Annotated in this window: 20 protein-coding genes; 5 read left to right on the top strand and 15 right to left on the bottom strand. The window is 25.4% G+C overall.

Features of this window, described 5'->3' with window-relative positions:
• Positions 1-4: 4 nt before the first annotated feature.
• Complete coding sequence (gene lipA, locus DM780_RS02245; RefSeq protein ID WP_110548819.1) at positions 5-859, bottom strand: lipoyl synthase; 855 nt, start codon at positions 857-859, stop codon at positions 5-7.
• Between the two features lie 164 nt (positions 860-1,023).
• On the opposite strand from lipA, the gene DM780_RS02240 reads away from it, so the two are divergent.
• From DM780_RS02240 to DM780_RS02230, 3 genes are read left to right on the top strand one after another with little or no spacing between them, the layout of a single operon-like run.
• On the top strand, positions 1,024-2,127 hold the full coding sequence (locus tag DM780_RS02240; RefSeq protein WP_110548818.1) for a Nif3-like dinuclear metal center hexameric protein: 1,104 nt from the start codon (positions 1,024-1,026) through the stop codon (positions 2,125-2,127).
• Between the two features lie 8 nt (positions 2,128-2,135).
• Positions 2,136-2,933, top strand: a complete 798-nt coding sequence (locus DM780_RS02235; protein WP_110548817.1) for a zinc ribbon domain-containing protein — start codon at positions 2,136-2,138, stop codon at positions 2,931-2,933.
• Between the two features lie 33 nt (positions 2,934-2,966).
• Positions 2,967-3,533, top strand: a complete 567-nt coding sequence (locus DM780_RS02230) for a thioredoxin family protein (RefSeq protein ID WP_110548974.1) — start codon at positions 2,967-2,969, stop codon at positions 3,531-3,533.
• Here DM780_RS02230 and DM780_RS02225 read toward each other — a convergent pair.
• From DM780_RS02225 to DM780_RS02210, 4 genes are read right to left on the bottom strand one after another with little or no spacing between them, the layout of a single operon-like run.
• The gene (locus DM780_RS02225) at positions 3,517-4,524 is read right to left on the bottom strand and encodes a DHH family phosphoesterase (protein WP_110548816.1); all 1,008 of its coding nucleotides are present in this window, start codon (positions 4,522-4,524) and stop codon (positions 3,517-3,519) included. The genes DM780_RS02230 and DM780_RS02225 overlap by 17 nt on opposite strands.
• 3 nt (positions 4,525-4,527) lie before the next feature.
• On the bottom strand, positions 4,528-5,955 hold the full coding sequence (locus DM780_RS02220; RefSeq protein WP_110548815.1) for a CCA tRNA nucleotidyltransferase: 1,428 nt from the start codon (positions 5,953-5,955) through the stop codon (positions 4,528-4,530).
• Between the two features lie 5 nt (positions 5,956-5,960).
• Positions 5,961-6,545 carry an L-threonylcarbamoyladenylate synthase gene (locus DM780_RS02215; protein ID WP_110548814.1) on the bottom strand — a complete coding sequence of 195 codons (585 nt, stop codon included), beginning with the start codon at positions 6,543-6,545 and terminating at the stop codon, positions 5,961-5,963.
• A 15-nt stretch (positions 6,546-6,560) separates the two neighbouring features.
• Entirely contained in the window at positions 6,561-7,388 is an 828-nt protein-coding gene (locus DM780_RS02210) for a 2,3,4,5-tetrahydropyridine-2,6-dicarboxylate N-succinyltransferase (protein WP_110548813.1), read from the bottom strand.
• Between the two features lie 58 nt (positions 7,389-7,446).
• Between DM780_RS02210 and DM780_RS02205 the strand changes: the two genes are divergently transcribed.
• Entirely contained in the window at positions 7,447-7,869 is a 423-nt protein-coding gene (locus tag DM780_RS02205; RefSeq protein WP_110548812.1) for a RuvX/YqgF family protein, read from the top strand.
• Positions 7,870-7,872: 3 nt separating this feature from the next.
• Positions 7,873-8,412 (top strand): peptide deformylase, encoded by a 540-nt coding sequence (gene def, locus DM780_RS02200; RefSeq protein ID WP_110548811.1) that lies wholly within the window; start codon positions 7,873-7,875, stop codon positions 8,410-8,412.
• On the opposite strand, the gene rplT is transcribed toward def, so the two are convergent.
• From rplT to DM780_RS02150, 10 genes are all read right to left on the bottom strand, one after another.
• Positions 8,407-8,754 (bottom strand): 50S ribosomal protein L20, encoded by a 348-nt coding sequence (gene rplT, locus DM780_RS02195; RefSeq protein ID WP_110548810.1) that lies wholly within the window; start codon positions 8,752-8,754, stop codon positions 8,407-8,409. The genes def and rplT overlap by 6 nt on opposite strands.
• A 13-nt stretch (positions 8,755-8,767) precedes the next feature.
• On the bottom strand, positions 8,768-8,956 hold the full coding sequence (gene rpmI, locus DM780_RS02190) for a 50S ribosomal protein L35 (RefSeq protein ID WP_014246360.1): 189 nt from the start codon (positions 8,954-8,956) through the stop codon (positions 8,768-8,770).
• A gap of 1 nt (position 8,957) precedes the next feature.
• Positions 8,958-9,473, bottom strand: a complete 516-nt coding sequence (gene infC, locus DM780_RS02185; protein ID WP_110548809.1) for a translation initiation factor IF-3 — start codon at positions 9,471-9,473, stop codon at positions 8,958-8,960.
• Positions 9,474-9,545: 72 nt separating this feature from the next.
• Complete coding sequence (thrS, locus tag DM780_RS02180; RefSeq protein ID WP_110548808.1) at positions 9,546-10,748, bottom strand: threonine--tRNA ligase; 1,203 nt, start codon at positions 10,746-10,748, stop codon at positions 9,546-9,548.
• A 99-nt stretch (positions 10,749-10,847) separates the two neighbouring features.
• Positions 10,848-11,564 carry an MIP/aquaporin family protein gene (locus DM780_RS02175; RefSeq protein ID WP_110495342.1) on the bottom strand — a complete coding sequence of 239 codons (717 nt, stop codon included), beginning with the start codon at positions 11,562-11,564 and terminating at the stop codon, positions 10,848-10,850.
• Between the two features lie 27 nt (positions 11,565-11,591).
• Positions 11,592-13,088, bottom strand: a complete 1,497-nt coding sequence (glpK, locus tag DM780_RS02170) for a glycerol kinase GlpK (RefSeq protein ID WP_110548807.1) — start codon at positions 13,086-13,088, stop codon at positions 11,592-11,594.
• A 34-nt stretch (positions 13,089-13,122) separates the two neighbouring features.
• On the bottom strand, positions 13,123-14,724 hold the full coding sequence (locus DM780_RS02165; RefSeq protein ID WP_394336186.1) for a glycerol-3-phosphate dehydrogenase/oxidase: 1,602 nt from the start codon (positions 14,722-14,724) through the stop codon (positions 13,123-13,125).
• Positions 14,725-14,857: 133 nt separating this feature from the next.
• Complete coding sequence (gene ffh / locus DM780_RS02160) at positions 14,858-16,207, bottom strand: signal recognition particle protein (protein WP_110548806.1); 1,350 nt, start codon at positions 16,205-16,207, stop codon at positions 14,858-14,860.
• 15 nt (positions 16,208-16,222) lie between these two features.
• A complete protein-coding gene (gene argS / locus DM780_RS02155) occupies positions 16,223-17,983 on the bottom strand; it encodes an arginine--tRNA ligase (protein WP_110548972.1) in 1,761 nt (586 codons plus the stop codon).
• Between the two features lie 5 nt (positions 17,984-17,988).
• A complete protein-coding gene (locus DM780_RS02150; RefSeq protein WP_110548971.1) occupies positions 17,989-19,050 on the bottom strand; it encodes a branched-chain amino acid aminotransferase in 1,062 nt (353 codons plus the stop codon).
• Positions 19,051-19,120 lie beyond the last annotated feature (70 nt).

Here is a 19,120-nt window from a genome sequence, read left to right as displayed (position 1 = left end):
TTTTTTATTTTACATGTTTTTCTGCATGATATGAAGACCGAACCAAAGGTCCACTTTCTACATATTTAAATCCTATTTTTAATCCAATTTTTTTCAATTCTTTAAATTCTTCCGGTAAAACAAAAAAACGTACGGAAAAGTGTTTTAAAGAAGGTTGTAAATATTGTCCGATGGTTAAAATATCTACTTGAGAGTTTTTTATATCTTTCATCGTTTCTAATATTTCTTCTTTTTTTTCTCCTAATCCTAACATAATTCCCGTTTTTGTACGAATATTTTTATTTTTTTCCTTAATATATTGTAGAACTTTTAGACTACGATCGTATTTTGCTTGAATACGTATTTTTTTTGTTAACCTAGAAATAGTCTCTACATTATGAGAAATAACTTCTGGATTAAGATCTATTATTTGATCTATAATTTTTTGTTCCCCTTTAAAATCCGGAATCAATGTTTCGATTGTTATACCTGGATTGAGCTTTCTAGTAAGTTTTATGGTTTCTATCCATATAGAAGCCCCCATATCTTTTAAATCATCTCTATTCACAGAAGTGATCACAGCATGTTTAATTTTCAATATTTTAATTGATTTAGCCACTTTTTCTGGTTCTTTCCAATCTATATTTTCAGGACGTCCTGTTTTGACTCCACAAAATCTACAAGATCTTGTACAAACGTTACCTAATATCATAAAAGTGGCAACTCCTTGTTCCCAACATTCTCCTATATTAGGACAACTACCACTCTGACAAATTGTATTCAGTTTGTGGAAAGAAACTAATTTTTGTAAATTTTTATAATTTTTTCCAATCGGAAATTTCACTTTTATCCAATTAGGTTTCTTTTGAATTAAATTCATGATTATTTTTTTTTATTTTTTAGGAATAAAAATTATATTTTTTATTTTAAACTAAAATTAATATAATAGAATTTGATCCATATTCTATTTTATCTATCTACTAAATATAATAAAATCAATTTTTTTTATAAATTTGTCATACTTTTTCTTTTATATTTTTTTTAATGAAAGTCTTAGTAAGAGATATCGCTGAAGAGTTAGAAAATTTAGCTCCTAGGGAATATGCAGAATCCTATGATAATATAGGACTTATAGTGGGGTCTTATTTTCAAAAAGTAAAAAAAATATTGATAACTTTAGATCTTACTGAGGAAGTTTTTTCAGAGTCTATACATAAAAATTGTAATCTTATTATATCATTTCATCCTGTTATTTTTAAATCAATAAAAAGTTTAACTGGAAATACTTTTTCAGAAAGAGTCGTAATTTCTGCCTTAAAAAATGATATATCTATTTATGTAATTCATACTAACCTGGATTCCAGCTGGAAAGGAACTCATTCTTACATATCCAAACTTTTACAGTTAAACAGAGAAAAATCTTTATTTCCTAAAAAGGGGGCTATAAAAAAATTAACAACTTATGTTCCAATTTCTTATTCTGATAAAGTTAGAAATTCTTTATTTAATGCAGGAGCTGGAAAAATATCTAATTACAGTCGTTGTAGTTATAATTTTGATGGTTTTGGAAGCTTTATGGGAAACGAAAAATCAAAACCTTTTTTTGGAAAAAAAGGACATTTTCATATGGAAAAAGAAACTTGTATTAATGTAGTTTTTTCATCCCATAAATTGAATTTAATTAAAGAAGCACTTTTTAAAAGTCATCCTTATGAAGAAGTTCCATATGAAATTTATAATATTGAAAATATTAATCCCTATATTGGAATAGGAATAATAGGATTTCTAATAGAAGAAATGAATGAATATGATTTTCTTCTTTATTTAAGGAATAGAATGAATTTATTGTGTATTAGACATTCTATATTTATAGGAAAAAAAATTAAAAAAATAGCTATGATTGCAGGTTCTGGAAGTTTTGGTATTGAAAAAGCTATAAAAGAAAAAGCCCATGTTTTTATATCTTCTGATTTTAAATATCATGATTTTTTCAAATCTGAAAAAAAAATATTGATTGTAGATATAGGACATTATGAATCTGAAAAATTTAATAAAAATCTTCTTAAATCTTTTTTAGATAAAAAATTTACTCATATACCTGTTTATGAATCAGAAATTCATACTAATCCAGTTAAATATTTTTATTAAAAAATATTATGGAAAATAATAAAATAAAAGTATCTATTAAAATAGTAGATAAATTAAGAGTTTTATATCATCTTCAACTGATAGATTCTCGTATAGATGAAATAGAAAATTTTCGTAAAAATATTCCTATAGAAATCAATTCTTTGGAAGAAGAACTTGAAAAAATGAAAAAAAAATTGAAAAATATTCATGAGGAAATTATTTCTATAAAAGAGGATATCAATCAAAAAAACAAAGAAATTAAATATTCAGAAAATTTGATAAAAAAATATGAAAAACAGAAAGAAAATATAAGAAATAATAAAGAATTATATTTTCTAGAAAAAGAAATTGATTATCAAAAACTAGAAATTAAATTATCTAAAAAAAGAATTCAACAAATGAATTTAAACATTCATAAAAATGAAGAAATTTTTAAAAAAAAAGAAGATCTTTTTTTAAATAAAAAAGAACATATTTTTCATAAAAAAAAAGAATTAAATCAAATTTTTTCAGAAAATAAAAAAGAAAAAAAATTATTACTAGAAAAATCTATAGATTTTTCTAAAAAAATCGATAATAATTTATTAAAAATTTATAAAAAAATAAGAAATAGAGTTAAAAATGGAGTAGCCGTTGCTCCTGTACAAAGAGGAGCACCGTTAGGATCTTATCTTGCTATTACTCCACAAAAATACTCCGAACTAATACAACGTAATAAACTTTTAATAGATGAAAATAGTGGAAGAATATTAATAGACGAGGAATTAGCTGAAGAAGAAAAAAAAAAATATTTTATTTTTTTTTCAAAAAAACAGAAAAAATAAACTAATTTTATAAAATTGGTAAAAAAAATAATTATGGTAATTACCTATTCTTCCAATGAAATTAAAAAAATAAAAATAAAAAATTTTAAATTATTAGAATCTTTATCAGGAAAAAAAAAATCTATTCAAGATTTTTTTTCTGATAGAGCAACTGTGATTATGTTTATTTGCAATCACTGTCCGTATGTTAAACATATTAATCCAGAATTAGTACGTTTAACTAATGATTATATTCCTAAAGGAATTTCTTTTTTAGCTATAAATTCCAATGATATCGAAAAATATCCAGAAGATTCTCCTGAAAATATGAAAAAAATATCTCATAAATTAGGTTATATATTTCCTTATTTTTTTGATGAAAAACAAGAAGTAGCTAAATATTATGACGCTCAATGTACTCCTGAATTTTTTATATTTAATGGGATAGGAGATTTATATTATCATGGACAATTAGATGATTCTAGACCAAACAATGGAATTCCAGTTACAGGATATGATGTTAGAAAAATATTAAATTCTCTTTTAGAGTATGATGGTGTAAAAAAAATATATCCCATAAAAAAACCAAGTTACGGATGTAATATTAAATGGAAAAAATAAGATGTTTATGATAATTAGGAATAATTTTTAAAAAGTATTCAATCGTTTCGGATAAACTTTTTTCTAATACTCCCCCAGCTGCATTTTTATGTCCCCCTCCTCCAAAATGTTTTCTAGAAAACAGATTGACATCAAAATTTCCTCTTGAACGAAAAGAAATTCTAATTGGAGATTGTTCTTTTTCTTCAAAAAAAAATACTGAAAACACAATATTTTTTATTCCTAATCCATAGGAAATAATACCTTCGGTATCCCCTTTTTTATAAGGATATAAATCTAGATCATAAGAATTAATACTAGTATAAACTGTACGATATTTTTCTATTACTTTCAATTTTTCCAAAGCTTTAGACAAAATTTTTAATCTATTTTCGTTATATTTTTCGTGTAAATGATTATATATATTTTCTACATTTATTCCATTTTCTATCAATTTTCCAGCAATAAAATGGGTTTCCGATGTTACGGAAGGAAAACGAAAATTTCCAGTATCTGTCATTAACCCTACGTATAAACAGGTAGCTATTTTTTTATCTATTTTATCTAAATTATTCATTTTAGATATAAATCTAAATACTAAAATACTAGTAGCTGCTACCGTTGTATCTGAAAACATAAAATCAAAATAAAAAGGATCAGGATGATGATCGATTAATATTTTTTTTGCTTTAGAAAATGAAAGTAATTTTTTTAAAAATTCTATTCTTGATAAATTATTGAAATCTATAAAAAAAATATAATCGGAATCTATAATTTTTTTTTTTATCAAAGATTGATTTTTTTCAGAAAAAATAATAATATCCTTACTTCCAGGAAGCCATCTAAAAGATTCGGAATATTCTGTAGGAGATATTAAATCTACATCATGTTTAAGTTTTCTTAAATAAAATAATAGAGCTAAAGAAGAACCTAAAGCATCTCCATCGGGATTATTATGTGGTAATAATACAATTTTTTTTTTTTCTTTTCCATTAATGTTATAAAAAAACATATATTAATTTTTAATTATTTTTTTCAATCCTAATTCTTTCCCTTTTTTTAACATAAGTAAATAGGCTGGATAAAATTCATTAGATATTTTTCCATCTAAAATAGACTCCTTAATAAAATTTTTTATTATTCCTATTTCTTTACATGGATTAATATGAAAAGCATTCATAATATCGTTTCCGGATATAGGAGGTTCCCATTTTTGGATACGATCTTTCTCTTCCAATTTTTTCATTCTTTCCATTAAAAGAAAAAAATTTTTTTTATATTTATTTCTTTTTTCTAGATTTTTTGTAGTAATATCCGCTATACATAGTTTTATTAAATCTTCCATATATTCTCCCATATCAAATAATAATCTACGTATAGCTGAATCACTAGAATTATGTTCTATTAAAGAAACAGGTCTATAGCTATTCTGGATTATTTTTTTTACGTATTTTATATATTTTCCTTTTGGGAGCTTGAAACGTTTAAATATATTTGAACTCATTTTAGATCCTACCAACTCATGTGCATGAAAAGACCAACCAATTTTTGGAAAAAATTTTTTCGTATAAGGTTTTCCTATGTCGTGAAGCAAAGCTACCCATCTTAACCAGATAGAATTATTTTCTTCTTTACTAATATTATCCACTACTTGTAAAGTATGATAAAAATTATCTTTGTGTTTATATCCATTTTTTTCTTCTATTCCTTGTAATAAAACTAATTCCGGTAATATTATTGATAATAATCCAGATTTAGATAATAAAAATAATCCTATAGAAGGCCTTTTAGATAAAAGTATCTTATTAAATTCTTCTGTAATTCTTTCTATAGAAACAATACTGATTCTATTTTTATTTCTCTGAATCGATTTAAATGAAGATTTATCTATTATAAATTGAAGTTGAGTTGCAAATCGTATAGCTCTCATCATTCGTAATGGATCATCAGAATAAGTAATATCTGAATTTAATGGATTCCTTAAAATTTTTTTTCTCAAATCTAATATTCCTCCAAATGGATCAAATAATTTTCCATAATTATTTTTATTTAAACTAATCGCTAAAGCATTAATTGTAAAATCTCTTCTATTTTGATCATCTTGCAATGTTCCAAAATCAATAATTGGATTTCTACTGTAGAGATGATACGATTCTTTTCTAGAACTAACAAATTCTATTTTTTGATTATCAAATTCTAACATAGCAGTTCCAAAACGTTTAAATATATTTATTCTAGGAGTTGGTTTTATATGTTTAGAAACTTCTTTAGCTAATTTAATTCCTTCTCCTATTGTTAAAATATCTAAATCTTTAGAAAGCTTTTTACTAAGTAAAAAATCCCTAACATAACCTCCAACTACATAACAATCTTGTCGTATTTTTTTAGCAGAATTACTAATAATACGAAATATATCCCTATGAATAGCAGAAACTAAATTCATGTAAATTACATACGTAATATTTTAATTTTATTTGAAATAATTTTTAGTATAGAAGAACTATTATAGCGTGCTTTTTCTTTTCTACGAAAATTAACCGAATAATCTATTTTATTTAAGATAGAATAACTAATTTCAGAAAAGGATTTAGGAGTTGGAAATCCTGATAAATTTGCAGAAGTAGATATAATAGGTCTATCTAATGTTTTAATTAAATGAGAACAAAATGGATCGTTAGTTAATCTGATAGCTAAAGTATTATCTTTACTATTGATCAATAAATTAGAAACTATTTTACGAGGTTTTTTATATACTATAGTAATAGGTTTCTCTTTTTTTATAGAATTATCCTGAATAATTTTCTTAACTAAATTAGGAATATCCTCTATTAATTCGTATAAACGATCTATATTTTCTATTAAAATAATCATAGATTTAGAAATATTTCTATTTTTTATTTTATATATTTTTTCTATAGAATTTAAATTAAAAGCATCACATCCCAATCCCCATACAGTATCTGTAGGGTATAGTAAACATTTTCCTCTTTTCAATATTTTTACACTTTTTTCTATTTCTTTATAAAAATACATGATAAGTAAAAAAAATTACAAAACAAGATGATGCGTTCTCAACGCTTCATTTAAAGATGTTTTTTTATTAGTACTTTCTTTTCTTTTTCCTATAATCATTGCACATGGAATATGATATATTCCTGAAGGAAATTTTTTAGGATAGGATCCAGGGATTACTACAGAATATTTTGGAATTATACCTTTTATTTCTATAGGTTTTTGATTTGTTACATCAAAAATTTTAGTAGAGGAAGTTATAACAACATTTGCTCCTAATACGGATTCTTTTTCTATAAGTACTCCTTCTACTAAAATACACCTAGATCCAATAAAAACATCATCTTCAATAATTACAGGATTATCTTGGATTGGTTCTAAAACCCCTCCTATTCCAACTCCTCCACTTATATGGACTCTTTTTCCAATTTGAGCACAGCTTCCTATAGTTGCCCATGTATCTATCATTGTTTCTTTTCCTATATAAGATCCTATATTTACATAAGAAGGCATCAGGATAACTCCAGGAGAAATATAAGAACCATAACGTACTACAGCATGAGGAACTACGCGAATTCCTTTCTCTTTAAATTTATTTTTTATCGGTATTTTATCATAAAATTCGAATGGCCCTAATTCTATAGTCTTCATTTTTTTTATAGAAAAATACATGATTATAGCTTTTTTTATCCATTCATTGACTCTCCATTTTCCATTTATAAACTCCGAAACTCTTATTGATCCTTGTTCGACATAATCAATAACATGAATCACTATTTTTCTTATACTATCATTTGTAGACCAGATTTCTTTTTTTTTATCCCAGTAATTTTCTATTTCTAATTTTAGTTGATTTACTTTCATAAAAATTGATACAAACAAAGACAAAAATATATATAATATAAATATATTTGTTACAATAATGAAAAAAATTTTGGGGATAGATTACGGAAAAATAATAACTGGTTTGTCTATATCAGATACTTCACAAGTATTTTCCTTTGGATTAAAATCCATTCCAACTAAGAAATTAATGGATTTTTTGGATATTTTTATAGTTACCGAACAGATAGAAAAAATTGTTATAGGGTTACCTAAAACATTAAAAAATAAAAATTTTTTAATAGAAAAATATATTCAAAAATTTATTTTTAAATTTCATAGAAAATATCCTAAAATATTAATAGATAGATTAGATGAACGTTTTACATCTAAAATTGCTTTTTACACTATGATCGAATTAGGGATAAAAAAAAAAAAAAGAAGAAAAAAAAATATTTTAAATCAAATTAGTTCTACCCTCATTTTACAATCTTATCTTGCAAAAAAAAATAAAAAAAATTAATCTATGATATTACCTATAATACTTTATGGAAATCCTATTTTGAGAAAAAAATGTATCGATATAGATATAAATATCTATTCCCAAGATAGTCGAATTAATCAATTGATCAAAAATATGTTTGAAACTTTACATAAAGTAAAAGGAATAGGATTAGCAGCACCTCAAATTGGTAAAAATATTCGATTATTTATAGTAAAAACGCCTTACCTATCAAAAAAGGGAAAATATAATTATAAAGAAGTTTTTATTAACGCTAGAATATTGAAAATATATGGAGAAGAATGTGAATTCAATGAAGGATGTCTAAGCTTTCCTGGAATCATGGAATATGTAAAAAGAAAATCTCATATATTAATAGAATATTACGATAATAACTGGAATAAAAAAAAAAAAACTTTAAAAGGAATTTGTGCAAGAGTGATCCAACATGAATATGATCATATTGAAGGTAAACTTTTTATAGATTATTTTTCTTCTATGAAAAAAAAATTAATAAAAAAAAAATTGATAATTTTTTTGAGAAGGAAAAACTCTCTATTATAAGGTAATATCATCCACGATTTTTTTGAAAATATCTGGATGGTTCATAGAAAAATCTGAAAGAAATTTTCTATTAATTTTAATACTTTTATCAGATAATTTTTTCATAAACTTGGAGTAAGAAATTCCATATTTACGTGATCCAGCATTAATACGTTGAATCCAAAGAGATCTAAAATATTTTTTCTTTTTTTTTCTTCCTAAAAAAGCATAACTAAAAGATTTTTCTACCGCATTCTTAGCAATTGTATAAACCTTACTTCTAGCTCCATAAAATCCTTTCGCAAATTTAAGTATTTTTTTTCTTTTTCGTCTTGAGTAAACAGAATTTGTAGATCTTGGCATTATTTTCTATAATTTAGAATTGTTTTTTTATATTCTTTTGATCAGACTTCTTCAATAGAGAAAATGTAGAAAGTTTCCGTTTTCTTTTTTTTGATTTTTTCGTTAAAAGATGATTTTTAAATGCATGTTTTTTTTTTATATATCCATTAGCGGTTTTTTTAAATCTTTTTTTAGTTCCTGATTTTGTTTTTAATTTTGGCATACTAAATTTTTTTTGGGGCTAATATCATGTACATTCTTTTTCCTTCCATAACTGGCATTTGTTCCACTTTTCCATATTCTTCAATTTCTTCTGCAAATTTTAATAATTTAATTTTTCCTTGGTCTTTATATACTATAGAACGACCTTTGAAAAAAACAAAAACTTTTACTTTATCCCCCCTCATTAAAAATTTTTCAGCACTTTTTATTTTAACTTTTCCATCATGATCTCCGATTTGTGGTCCAAATCGGATTTCTTTAGTATTTACCTTAATTTGTTTTGCTTTAAATTGCTTCTTTTTTTTCTTTTGTTCATATAAAAATTTCTTATAATCCAATATTTTACATATTGGAGGATCAACTTTTGGATTTATCTCCACTAAATCTAATCCTTTATCTATAGATAATTGAATGGCATCTTGAATGGAGAAAATTCCATTTTTGATAGAATCACCAACTAAACGAACTTTATTAGAATCTATATGAGCATTAATACGATGTTCCTCCTTTTTTTTTATAAATGAACGATATATTCTCTTTTTTTTATTTCCCCTTGAAAATTTTTTTTTTATGATAATAGTTTTATAAATTTAATTAATTTCTTTAAAAATAGTGTTTATTCCGTTGGAAATAGATAATATTCCTATATGACCTAAACCATGTTTTCGTAATGAAATAGTTTGAGTAATTACTTCTTTTTCCCCCAAAATAATCATATAAGGAATTTTATTTTCTTCCGAATCTCTGATTTTTTTATCAATTTTCTCGTTTCTTTTATCAATAAAAACACGAATATTATAATTTAACATCAAATTTAAAATTTTTTTTGCATAAACTATATATTTATCACTTATAGGAAGTATTACCACTTGATTAGGAACCATCCATAAAGGAAGGTTCCCCTTTGTATGTTCTATCAAAATAGCTATAATACGTTCTAAAGAACCAAATGGAGCTCTGTGTATCATTACTGGACGGTGTTTTTCATTATTTTTACCTCTATAATATAAATCAAACCTTTCAGGTAAATTATAATCTACTTGAATAGTTCCTAATTGCCAATTTCTTCCCAAAGAATCTTTAATAAGAAAATCCAGTTTAGGACCATAAAAAGCAGCTTCTCCATAATGAATCGTAGATTCTATTTTTTCTTCTTTTACCGCTAAAAGTATAGCTTTCTCAGCTTTTTTCCAATTTTTTTCAGATCCAATATAATTATTTATTTTTTTTGGATCTCTAAGTGATACTCTAACTGTATATTCTAAAAAACCTAAACGACGAAATACATGAAAAAATAAATTTATTACTTTTTTCAATTCTTCCAATAACTGATCATAAGTACAAAAAATATGTGCATCATCTTGGGTAAATCCTCTTGCCCTTGTAAGACCTTGCAGTTCACCACTTTGCTCATAACGATATACGGTACCAAATTCTGCAAAACGTTTAGGAAGATCGCGATAGGACCATTCCTGGGAACGATAAATTTCACAATGATGAGGACAATTCATCGGTTTTAAAATAAATTCTTCTTCTGAATGAGGAGTTTGAATAGGTTTAAAACTATCTTTTCCATATTTATTCCAATGTCCACTTATAACATATAATTTTTTATGTCCAATATGTGGAGTAATAATCATCTCATATCCGGATTTTTTTTGAATATCGGTTAAAAAATTTTCTAAATTTTTTCTTAAAATTGTTCCTCTAGGCAACCATAATGGTAATCCTGATCCAACTCTATCAGAAAAAATAAAAAATTTCAATTTTTTTCCTATTTTTATGTGATCCATATTGGAATCTTATTAAAAAAATGGGATCAAATATTTATTATCCATTTATATATATTATACACTTAATTAATAAAAAAAAAGTTACAAATTTTTTTATTATTATGAGAATAACAATAAATATAATGCAGCAGCTCCTGAACTACCTACAATAGGGCCTAAAACAGGAATAAAAGCGTAATCCCAGTTACTTTTCCCTTTTCCCGGAATTGGAATTATAGAATATATAATCCTTGGACCTAAATCACGAGCTGGATTAATTGCACAACCCGTAGTTCCACCTAAAGATAATCCAATTCCCAACACAACTAAAGAAGATAAAAAAGCCCCTAAAATCCCTAATCCTACAATAGGATATTTTTTTGTAAGGTAACAATTAACCAACATAAAAATAAATGTAGCCAATACTTCGCTTAAAAAGTTAGAAAAAAAATTTTTTATAGTAGGTCCTGTACTGAAAACAGATAATTTATCTTGTTCTTTCTTAGTTTCTAAAAAATGATCTTTATAGAAAATCCATACTAATAAAGCACCTAACATTGCTCCAATAAATTGAGCAAAAATATAAAAAGGGACAAGATTCCAATTTAACTTCCCAGTTATGGCAAACCCTATTGTTACAGACGGATTTAAATGCCCTCCACTATAAGGATAAGATACTAAAATACCTATAAAAACTGCTAAAGCCCATCCTACAGTAATAGTTAACCATCCTCCACCATTCCCTTTTGTTTTTGACAAAAGTACGTTAGCTACTACTCCATTTCCTAAAAATACTAAAATCATAGTTCCTATAATCTCGGCATATATTTTTGTCATTTTATTTTCATTTTTATAAAAAAAAATTTACTTACTAGACCAAGTACGGGTTGTTTGTATCGCTTTTTTCCAACCTTGAATTCTTTCCAAACGACTTGACATCCCTTTCGGTTCAAAAATCTGTTCCATTTTCCAATTATCTTGAATCTCTTCAAGACTGTTCCAATAATTTACAGCTAATCCAGCTAAATAAGCTGCTCCTGCTGCTGTAAGTTCCGAAATTTTAGATTTAACAACTTTTACATTTAAAATATCAGATTGAAATTGCATTAATAATTTATTTACTGTAGCACCTCCATCTACACGAATTTCTTTAATAGAAATCCCGGAATCTGCTTCCATTGCTTTTAGTACATCCATATTTTGAAAAGCAATACTTTCCAAAGCAGCACGAACAAAATGTGCAGAAGAAGTCCCCCTAGTAATTCCAACAATGGTCCCTCTTGCTCTTTGATCCCAATAAGGTGCCCCTAATCCAGAAAAAGCTGGAACCATATACATTCCTTCTGTATCTTCTACTGAAGATGCAAGTATTTCTGCTTCACTTGAAGATAAAAGTAATCCTAATCCATCCCTAAGCCATTGTACAACGGCTCCTGCAATAAAAACACTACCTTCTAAAGCATATTGAACTTTATCTTTAATTTTCCAAGCAATAGTAGTTATTAAATTATTTTGAGAAAAAACAGGATTTTCTCCTACATTCATTAACATAAAACAACCAGTCCCATAAGTATTTTTTACCATTCCAATTTTTGTACACATTTGACCAAAAAGAGCTGACTGTTGATCTCCAGCAATTCCAGATATAGGAATCTTATGAGAAAGTATATTTCCAGTTGTGTAACCAAAAATTTCACTAGATGATTTGACTTCTGGAAGCATTGTTTTTGGAATATCAAATAAATTTATTAAATCTTGATCCCAACTAAGAGTATGAATGTTAAAAAGCATAGTACGAGATGCATTAGTCACATCCGTTACGTGAATTTTTTTTCCAGTTAAATTCCATATTAACCATGAATCTATAGTACCAAAAGCTAAATATCCAGAATGAGCTTTTTTTTTAGCTCCTGGAATATTTTCTAATATCCATTTTATTTTAGTAGCAGAAAAATAGGGATCTATAATAAGACCAGTTTTTTTTCTAATCATTTCAGTTAGTCCATCACACTTGATTTTATCACAATAATTAGATGTTCGTCTATCTTGCCAAACAATAGCATTAAAAATTGGTTCTCCCGTTTTTTTATCCCATACTACAGTAGTTTCTCTTTGATTAGTGATTCCTATCGAAATAATATTTTCTCCTTCTAAATTTGCTTTTAAAATAGCTTCTAAAGCAACTGAAGCTTGTGTAGACCATATTTCTTCTGCATTATGTTCTACCCATCCAGGATAAGGATAAATTTGTGTAAACTCTCTTTGAGCTACGGAAATAATATTTCCAATTTGATCAAAAATAATAGCTCTAGAACTCGTAGTTCCTTGATCTAACGATAGCACATATTTTTTCATAAACATATAAATAATTACAAAAAATTTTCTCCTTAAAAAATCAAAATGGATAATAATATTGCATGGCTAATTCTTTAAAAGAAGCTATCTGGGATACTTCCCATTTTTTATCTCGAGAAAGTTCTTTTGCCATTAATGATGCTATTATTGGTGCTATATCTATTGCTATTTTAGCATTTAAAAATAATAAACGAAATCTTCTTGCTAAAACATCTTCAATTGTTCTAGCCATTTCATAACGTACCATCCATATAACTTCTGCTTTTGTACAATGATAAGGATATTGATAAATTAATGGACTGCCCCATAAAGGATTTTCCTCAATTAATTTTTGAATATGAATTTCTTCATCTCCATATTTATCCCCCCAATTATTATAATTTTTACATGAATAAAAATCAATTCTATAACCAAAAATCTTAAGATTTTTAGTTATAGAAGAAACTTTCTTTAATTTTCCTATTTCAATAGCTTTATTTACAGTTTCTTCTGCCATTTTTCTATATGTAGTCCATTTTCCCCCTATAATAGTTATTAGACCAGAAGGACTAATTATCAATTTATGAGATCTAGAAATATCTTTAGTAGGATAATAAGATAAATTAGGAGGTACGAAAAGAGGACGTAACCCAGAAAAAGCACTTAAAATGTCTTTTTTATTCGGATTATATAAAAAATATTGGTTAAAAGTTTGTAAAATAAAATCTATTTCTTTTTCTAAAGGTTTGGGTTCAAGAACACTTTTTTCTAAAAATGTATCTGTAGTTCCTACTAAAACATGATCATACCATGGTATACTAAATAGAATTCTTCCATCCGAAGTTTTTGGAATTACTATAGCATTTGAACTACTAAAAAAAGATTTTTTTAATACAATATGCGTTCCTTGACTAGGTTTTATAAAAATAGTAGATGCGGGATTATCCATTTTTAAAATAGTATCGGAAAAAACTCCAGTTGCATTAATCACTATTTTTGAATAAATAGAATATTTTTTTTTAGTTTCAAGATCATAAGCTATTACTCCATTTATTTTATTTTCTATTTTTTTAATAAGATTTTTCACTTTAAAATAATTTAATAATACTCCTCCTTGTTGAACACAAGTTTGTGCTAAATCAATAGCTAAACGAGAATCATCAAATTGTCCATCATAATATAAAATACCTCCTTTTAAATTATTTGATCTAATTTCAGGAAACATTTTTAGTATTTCATTTTTAGATAAAAATTGAGAGTTTCCAAAACTCAAGGATCCAGATAACCATTCATAAATTTTTAAACCAGTCCAATACAAAATACCCATTTTCCAATTAAAAATAGGAATAATAAATCGTTTTTTTTTCACTAAATGAGGAGCATTTTTTAACAAATACCCCCTTTCTTGCAAAGCTTCATAAACTAATTTTATATTTCCTTGAGCTAAATATCTTATTCCTCCGTGAATCAATTTCGTACTACGACTAGAAGTTCCTTTAGAAAAATCATTTTGTTCTAAAAGTAAAGTTTTGAATCCTCTAGAAGCTGAATCTAATGCTATTCCTAATCCTGTTGCTCCTCCTCCAACAATAACAATATCCCAAATATTTATATTTTCTAAAATTCTTAAAAATCTATCTCTATTTAAAAAACCTTTCATCATGATTTACTCATTCATATTATTCGAAATAAAATACCCCTCTATCTATTTATTGGGATATTGAAACATATAACGAACAAAATTAAAAATATTTTCAATAAAAGAAAACTTTTATTAAAGTTTATCCAATAACTTTTTACATTATATTTTCTTTATTAATAATTTTTGATAAAAAATTTTTTATAATATCTTTTCCTGAATTTTCCTTAATAGTTTTCATTATTTTACTTATGTTAGAAAATTGTTTTAATAAAAGATCTATCTCTTTTAAGGAAACACCAGATCCATTTGATATTCTTTTTTTTCTTTTTATATCAGTAAGTATTTTTGGATGATTTCTTTCATAAGGAGTCATGGATAAAATAATAGATTCTATTTCTTTGAAAGAATATTTTTTTTTATTTTTATTATCAATAATTTTTTCCATACCAGGAATCATGGAAACAATATTTTTAATACTTCCTATTTTTTTTACTTGTTGAATATGCTCTAATAAGTCTTCAAAATCAAAACGATTTTTTGATATTTTTTTATAAATTTTTTTAGTCTTTTCCTCATCAAATTGTTCCTGAACTTTTTCTACTAAAGAAACTATATCTCCCATTCCTAAAATTCTATTAGCTATTCTTTCTGGATAAAAAATTTCTAGATTTTCTATCTTTTCTCCATTACTAATAAATTTAATAGGTTTTCCAATGATGCTAGACATAGTAATAGCGGCTCCACCTCTACTATCCCCGTCTAATTTAGTCATGACTATTCCATCAATATTCAAAAATTTGGAAAAACTTTGAACAGTATTTATAGCATCTTGTCCCGTCATTGAATCTACAACGAATAAAGTTTCATCTGGTTTAGAATATTGATAAATTTTTTGAATTTCATCCATCATAATTTTATCAATTGCTAATCTCCCTGCAGTATCAATAATAATGACATTGCATTTTTTTTCAGAAGCATAAATAAGAGATTTGTCAAAAATTTCTATTATATTTTTACTTTTTTTTAAGAAAAAAACGGGAAGATTATCTTTTTCTGCTATAATTTTTAATTGATCTATAGCTGCAGGACGATGAATATCTGCTGCTACTAATAAAGGTTCTTTCTTTTTTTTTTTCAAAAAAAAAGAAAGTTTAGAAGAAAAAGAAGTTTTTCCACTACCTTGTAATCCACAAATTAATATAATAGTAGGATTATTAGAAATATTGATTTCTATGTTTTTTTTACCCATTAAGGAAACTAATTCATCATATATTATTTTTATAATTAATTGTTTTGGATTTAAAGAAGAGAGTACTTTTTTACCAATAGATTTTTCTTTAACCTTTTGAACAAATATTTTAGCTATTTTATAATTAACATCTGCATCAATAAGAGCTTTACGAATATCTTTTAGTGTTTCAGCTATATTGATTTCGTTTATTCTACTATTTCCTTTGAAAATATGAAGAGCTTTATCTAATTTTTTTTGTAAATATTCAAACATAAGTGTGTTTATTTATTACATACGATCAAGCATTTTAATTCCTAATAAACTCATTCCTGATTTTAAAATATTTCCTGTAACATGAATAATATTCATTCTAATATTACTATGAATAATACTTAAAGGATCTATTAATCTTTTATTTTGATAGAGATGGTTAAAAGTTTTAGAAACTTCATAAACATAATTTGCTACTAAAGAAGGATTCAAATACATTGCTGATTTTTTTAATATTAATGGATATTTTTGAAGAATTTTAATCATTTTTTTTTCATAAAGATCCAATTTGATATTGGACCAATCCTCATTAGTTAATGAACATAAATTTAAAAAATTTCGTTCTAATGAACGAATTCTAGAATAAGCGTATTGAATATATGTTCCTGTTTTACCCTTAAAATCTATAGATTTTAAGGGATGAAAAAGAATCCTTTTTCTAGGATCTACTTGAAGAAAGTAATATTTTATAGCTCCTAATCCTATTACTTCAGAATATTTTTCTTTTTCTATCTTGGAAAAATTTTTTAAAAATTTTTTTTTTACAATGGAACACATTTCTAATGTAAAACTATCAGCATCTATAATATTCCCCATTCTAGATTTCATTTTACCACTTGATAAATCTACCATTCCATAAGAAAGATGAGATAATTTTTTTACCCATATATATCCTAAACGGTTTAATATACTAAAAAGTACTTGAAAATGATAATCTTGTTCTTTTCCTACAATATAAATTAACCTATCTATACAATATTTTTTAAAACGTTCTACAGCAGTTCCTATATCTTGGGTGATATAAACAGAAGTTTCATCTGATCGTAATAAAAGTTTTTGATCAAATCCTTCTTTTTCCAAATTAACCCAAATAGATCCATCTTTTTTTTTAAAAAATAGACCTTTTTTTAGACCATTTTTTACAATATTTTTTCCAAATTGATAAACATGACTTTCATATTCTATTTTATCAAAATTGATTCCCAAATTTTTATAAGTTTCTTTAAATCCTTCATAAACCCATTTATTCATTTTTTTCCAAATACTTATAGTTTCAGGATGTCCAGATTCCCATTTTTTTAATAAAATTCTTGCCTGTTTTAGAATAGGAATATTTTTATCATTGTAATCTTTATTTTTTTTGGAATAATCGTGAATTTCCTTATGATAAATTTTATCGAATAGACTATAATATTTACCGACAAAGTGATCTCCTTTCATTTTTGAACTATTAGGGGTTTCTCCTTTACCTAATTTTTTCCAAGCAATCATAGATTTACATATATGTATTCCTCTATCATTAATCATTTGAATTTTAGTTATTTTATGTCCCACAATTTTCAGAATTTCGGATATAGAATGTCCAATAAGGCAATTTCTAATATGACCTAAATGAAGAGGTTTATTTGCGTTAGGAGAAGAGTATTCCACTATTATATTTTCAGATGGTAATTTTAAATTATAAAAATTTTTATTCAACATTCTTTTAAGAATATGAAGATAATAACTATCCTTAAAAATAAAATTTAAAAAACCACCTATAATAGAAAAAGTAATCCTATCTCCTAATTGACTCTTGACATAATTTCCAATATCCTTACCAATTTTTTCTACAGGTTTTTTTAATTTTTCAGATAAAGGAAATAAAATCAAAGTAATATCTCCTGGATATTCTTTCTTAGTATATTGAAAATTCAAACTTGGACAAGGTTCTAATCTATATAAAATAGATAAAGATTTTTTTGTTATATGTTCTATGGATTGAAATTCTTCATTCATAGATCTTACAAAATTCTTTTTAATTTTAATCTCCATCCAAAAGGATCTACCGATAAATTATGTTGTATATCTAATAGTCTTTTTCTTAATCGAATTGATATCCTTTCTTTATCTAAAAGATCCGGTAAAAAAAATTTTTTACCTTTATAACTAATTATTTCAAAATAAGTGACAACTACGGCTGTACCACAACCAAAAGCTTCTTTTAAGATTTTATTTTTCAATCCATCTATAATTTCTGAAACCCTTAATTTTCGTTCTTCTATCTCTAATCCCTCTTCTTTAGCTAAAGAAAGAAGACTTTTACAGGTTATTCCACTTAATATATTCTCATTAGATAATGGAGTAATAAGTTTATTTTTTAACCAAAAAAATACATTCATAGTTCCAGATTCTTCAATCAGTGTATGAGTAGAAGCATCTGTCCATAATATCTGATCAAATCCCTCTTCTTTAGCTAATCTAGTAGGATAAAATGAAGATGCATAATTACCAGAAGCTTTAGTAAAACCAACACCACCAGATGCAGAACGACTATATTTTTCTTCTATTTTTATTTTTAAAGGTTTTTTATAATAATAATCTGCCGGTGTAGATATAATCATAAATAGATAATCATTAGAGGGCTTTGCAGACAAACATTTATCTATTGCAATTAAAATAGGACGAATATATAAAGATTGTCCATACTTTTTTGGAACCCAATCTCTATCTATATCTATTAAATTTTTTAATCCATTCATAAAAATATATTCTGGAATAGTCGTCATTTCCAAACGTATAGCAGATCGATTCATTCTTTTAAAATTTTCTTTTGGACGGAATAAAAATACTTCTTCATGTTTATCTTTATAAGCTTTCATACCCTCGAAAACAGATTGACCGTAATGAAAAACAAGAGATCCAGGAGAAAACATAATATTTCCAAATGGTTTAATAATAGAATTTATCCACTTTCCATTTCGAAATTCTGAATAATACATATGATCCGAATAGTGATTTCCAAAAGAAATATTTTCGAAATCCATTTTTTTAATTCTTGAATAAAAACTTCTTTCTATTTTTATTTTCATATATTAATGATAAAAATAACACTAGAATCTTTTTGATAATTCAAAGATAATAATTTTATTACTA

The sequence above is a fragment of the Blattabacterium punctulatus genome (genome assembly GCF_003226695.1).
GTDB lineage: Bacteria > Bacteroidota > Bacteroidia > Flavobacteriales > Blattabacteriaceae > Blattabacterium > Blattabacterium punctulatus.
Note: the sequence above shows the minus strand (reverse complement) of the source record. Positions and strands in the feature narration are given on the sequence as shown.

Coding starts and splice junctions, on each gene's coding strand:
- lipA (WP_110548819.1), bottom strand. CDS start 859: ATGAATTTAATTCAAAAGAAACCTAATTGGATAAAAGTGAAATTTCCG.
- DM780_RS02240 (WP_110548818.1), top strand. CDS start 1,024: ATGAAAGTCTTAGTAAGAGATATCGCTGAAGAGTTAGAAAATTTAGCT.
- DM780_RS02235 (WP_110548817.1), top strand. CDS start 2,136: ATGGAAAATAATAAAATAAAAGTATCTATTAAAATAGTAGATAAATTA.
- DM780_RS02230 (WP_110548974.1), top strand. CDS start 2,967: ATGGTAATTACCTATTCTTCCAATGAAATTAAAAAAATAAAAATAAAA.
- DM780_RS02225 (WP_110548816.1), bottom strand. CDS start 4,524: ATGTTTTTTTATAACATTAATGGAAAAGAAAAAAAAAAAATTGTATTA.
- DM780_RS02220 (WP_110548815.1), bottom strand. CDS start 5,955: ATGAATTTAGTTTCTGCTATTCATAGGGATATATTTCGTATTATTAGT.
- DM780_RS02215 (WP_110548814.1), bottom strand. CDS start 6,545: ATGTATTTTTATAAAGAAATAGAAAAAAGTGTAAAAATATTGAAAAGA.
- DM780_RS02210 (WP_110548813.1), bottom strand. CDS start 7,388: ATGAAAGTAAATCAACTAAAATTAGAAATAGAAAATTACTGGGATAAA.
- DM780_RS02205 (WP_110548812.1), top strand. CDS start 7,447: ATGAAAAAAATTTTGGGGATAGATTACGGAAAAATAATAACTGGTTTG.
- def (WP_110548811.1), top strand. CDS start 7,873: ATGATATTACCTATAATACTTTATGGAAATCCTATTTTGAGAAAAAAA.
- rplT (WP_110548810.1), bottom strand. CDS start 8,754: ATGCCAAGATCTACAAATTCTGTTTACTCAAGACGAAAAAGAAAAAAA.
- rpmI (WP_014246360.1), bottom strand. CDS start 8,956: ATGCCAAAATTAAAAACAAAATCAGGAACTAAAAAAAGATTTAAAAAA.
- thrS (WP_110548808.1), bottom strand. CDS start 10,748: ATGGATCACATAAAAATAGGAAAAAAATTGAAATTTTTTATTTTTTCT.
- DM780_RS02175 (WP_110495342.1), bottom strand. CDS start 11,564: ATGACAAAAATATATGCCGAGATTATAGGAACTATGATTTTAGTATTT.
- glpK (WP_110548807.1), bottom strand. CDS start 13,088: ATGTTTATGAAAAAATATGTGCTATCGTTAGATCAAGGAACTACGAGT.
- DM780_RS02165 (WP_394336186.1), bottom strand. CDS start 14,724: ATGATGAAAGGTTTTTTAAATAGAGATAGATTTTTAAGAATTTTAGAA.
- ffh (WP_110548806.1), bottom strand. CDS start 16,207: ATGTTTGAATATTTACAAAAAAAATTAGATAAAGCTCTTCATATTTTC.
- argS (WP_110548972.1), bottom strand. CDS start 17,983: ATGAATGAAGAATTTCAATCCATAGAACATATAACAAAAAAATCTTTA.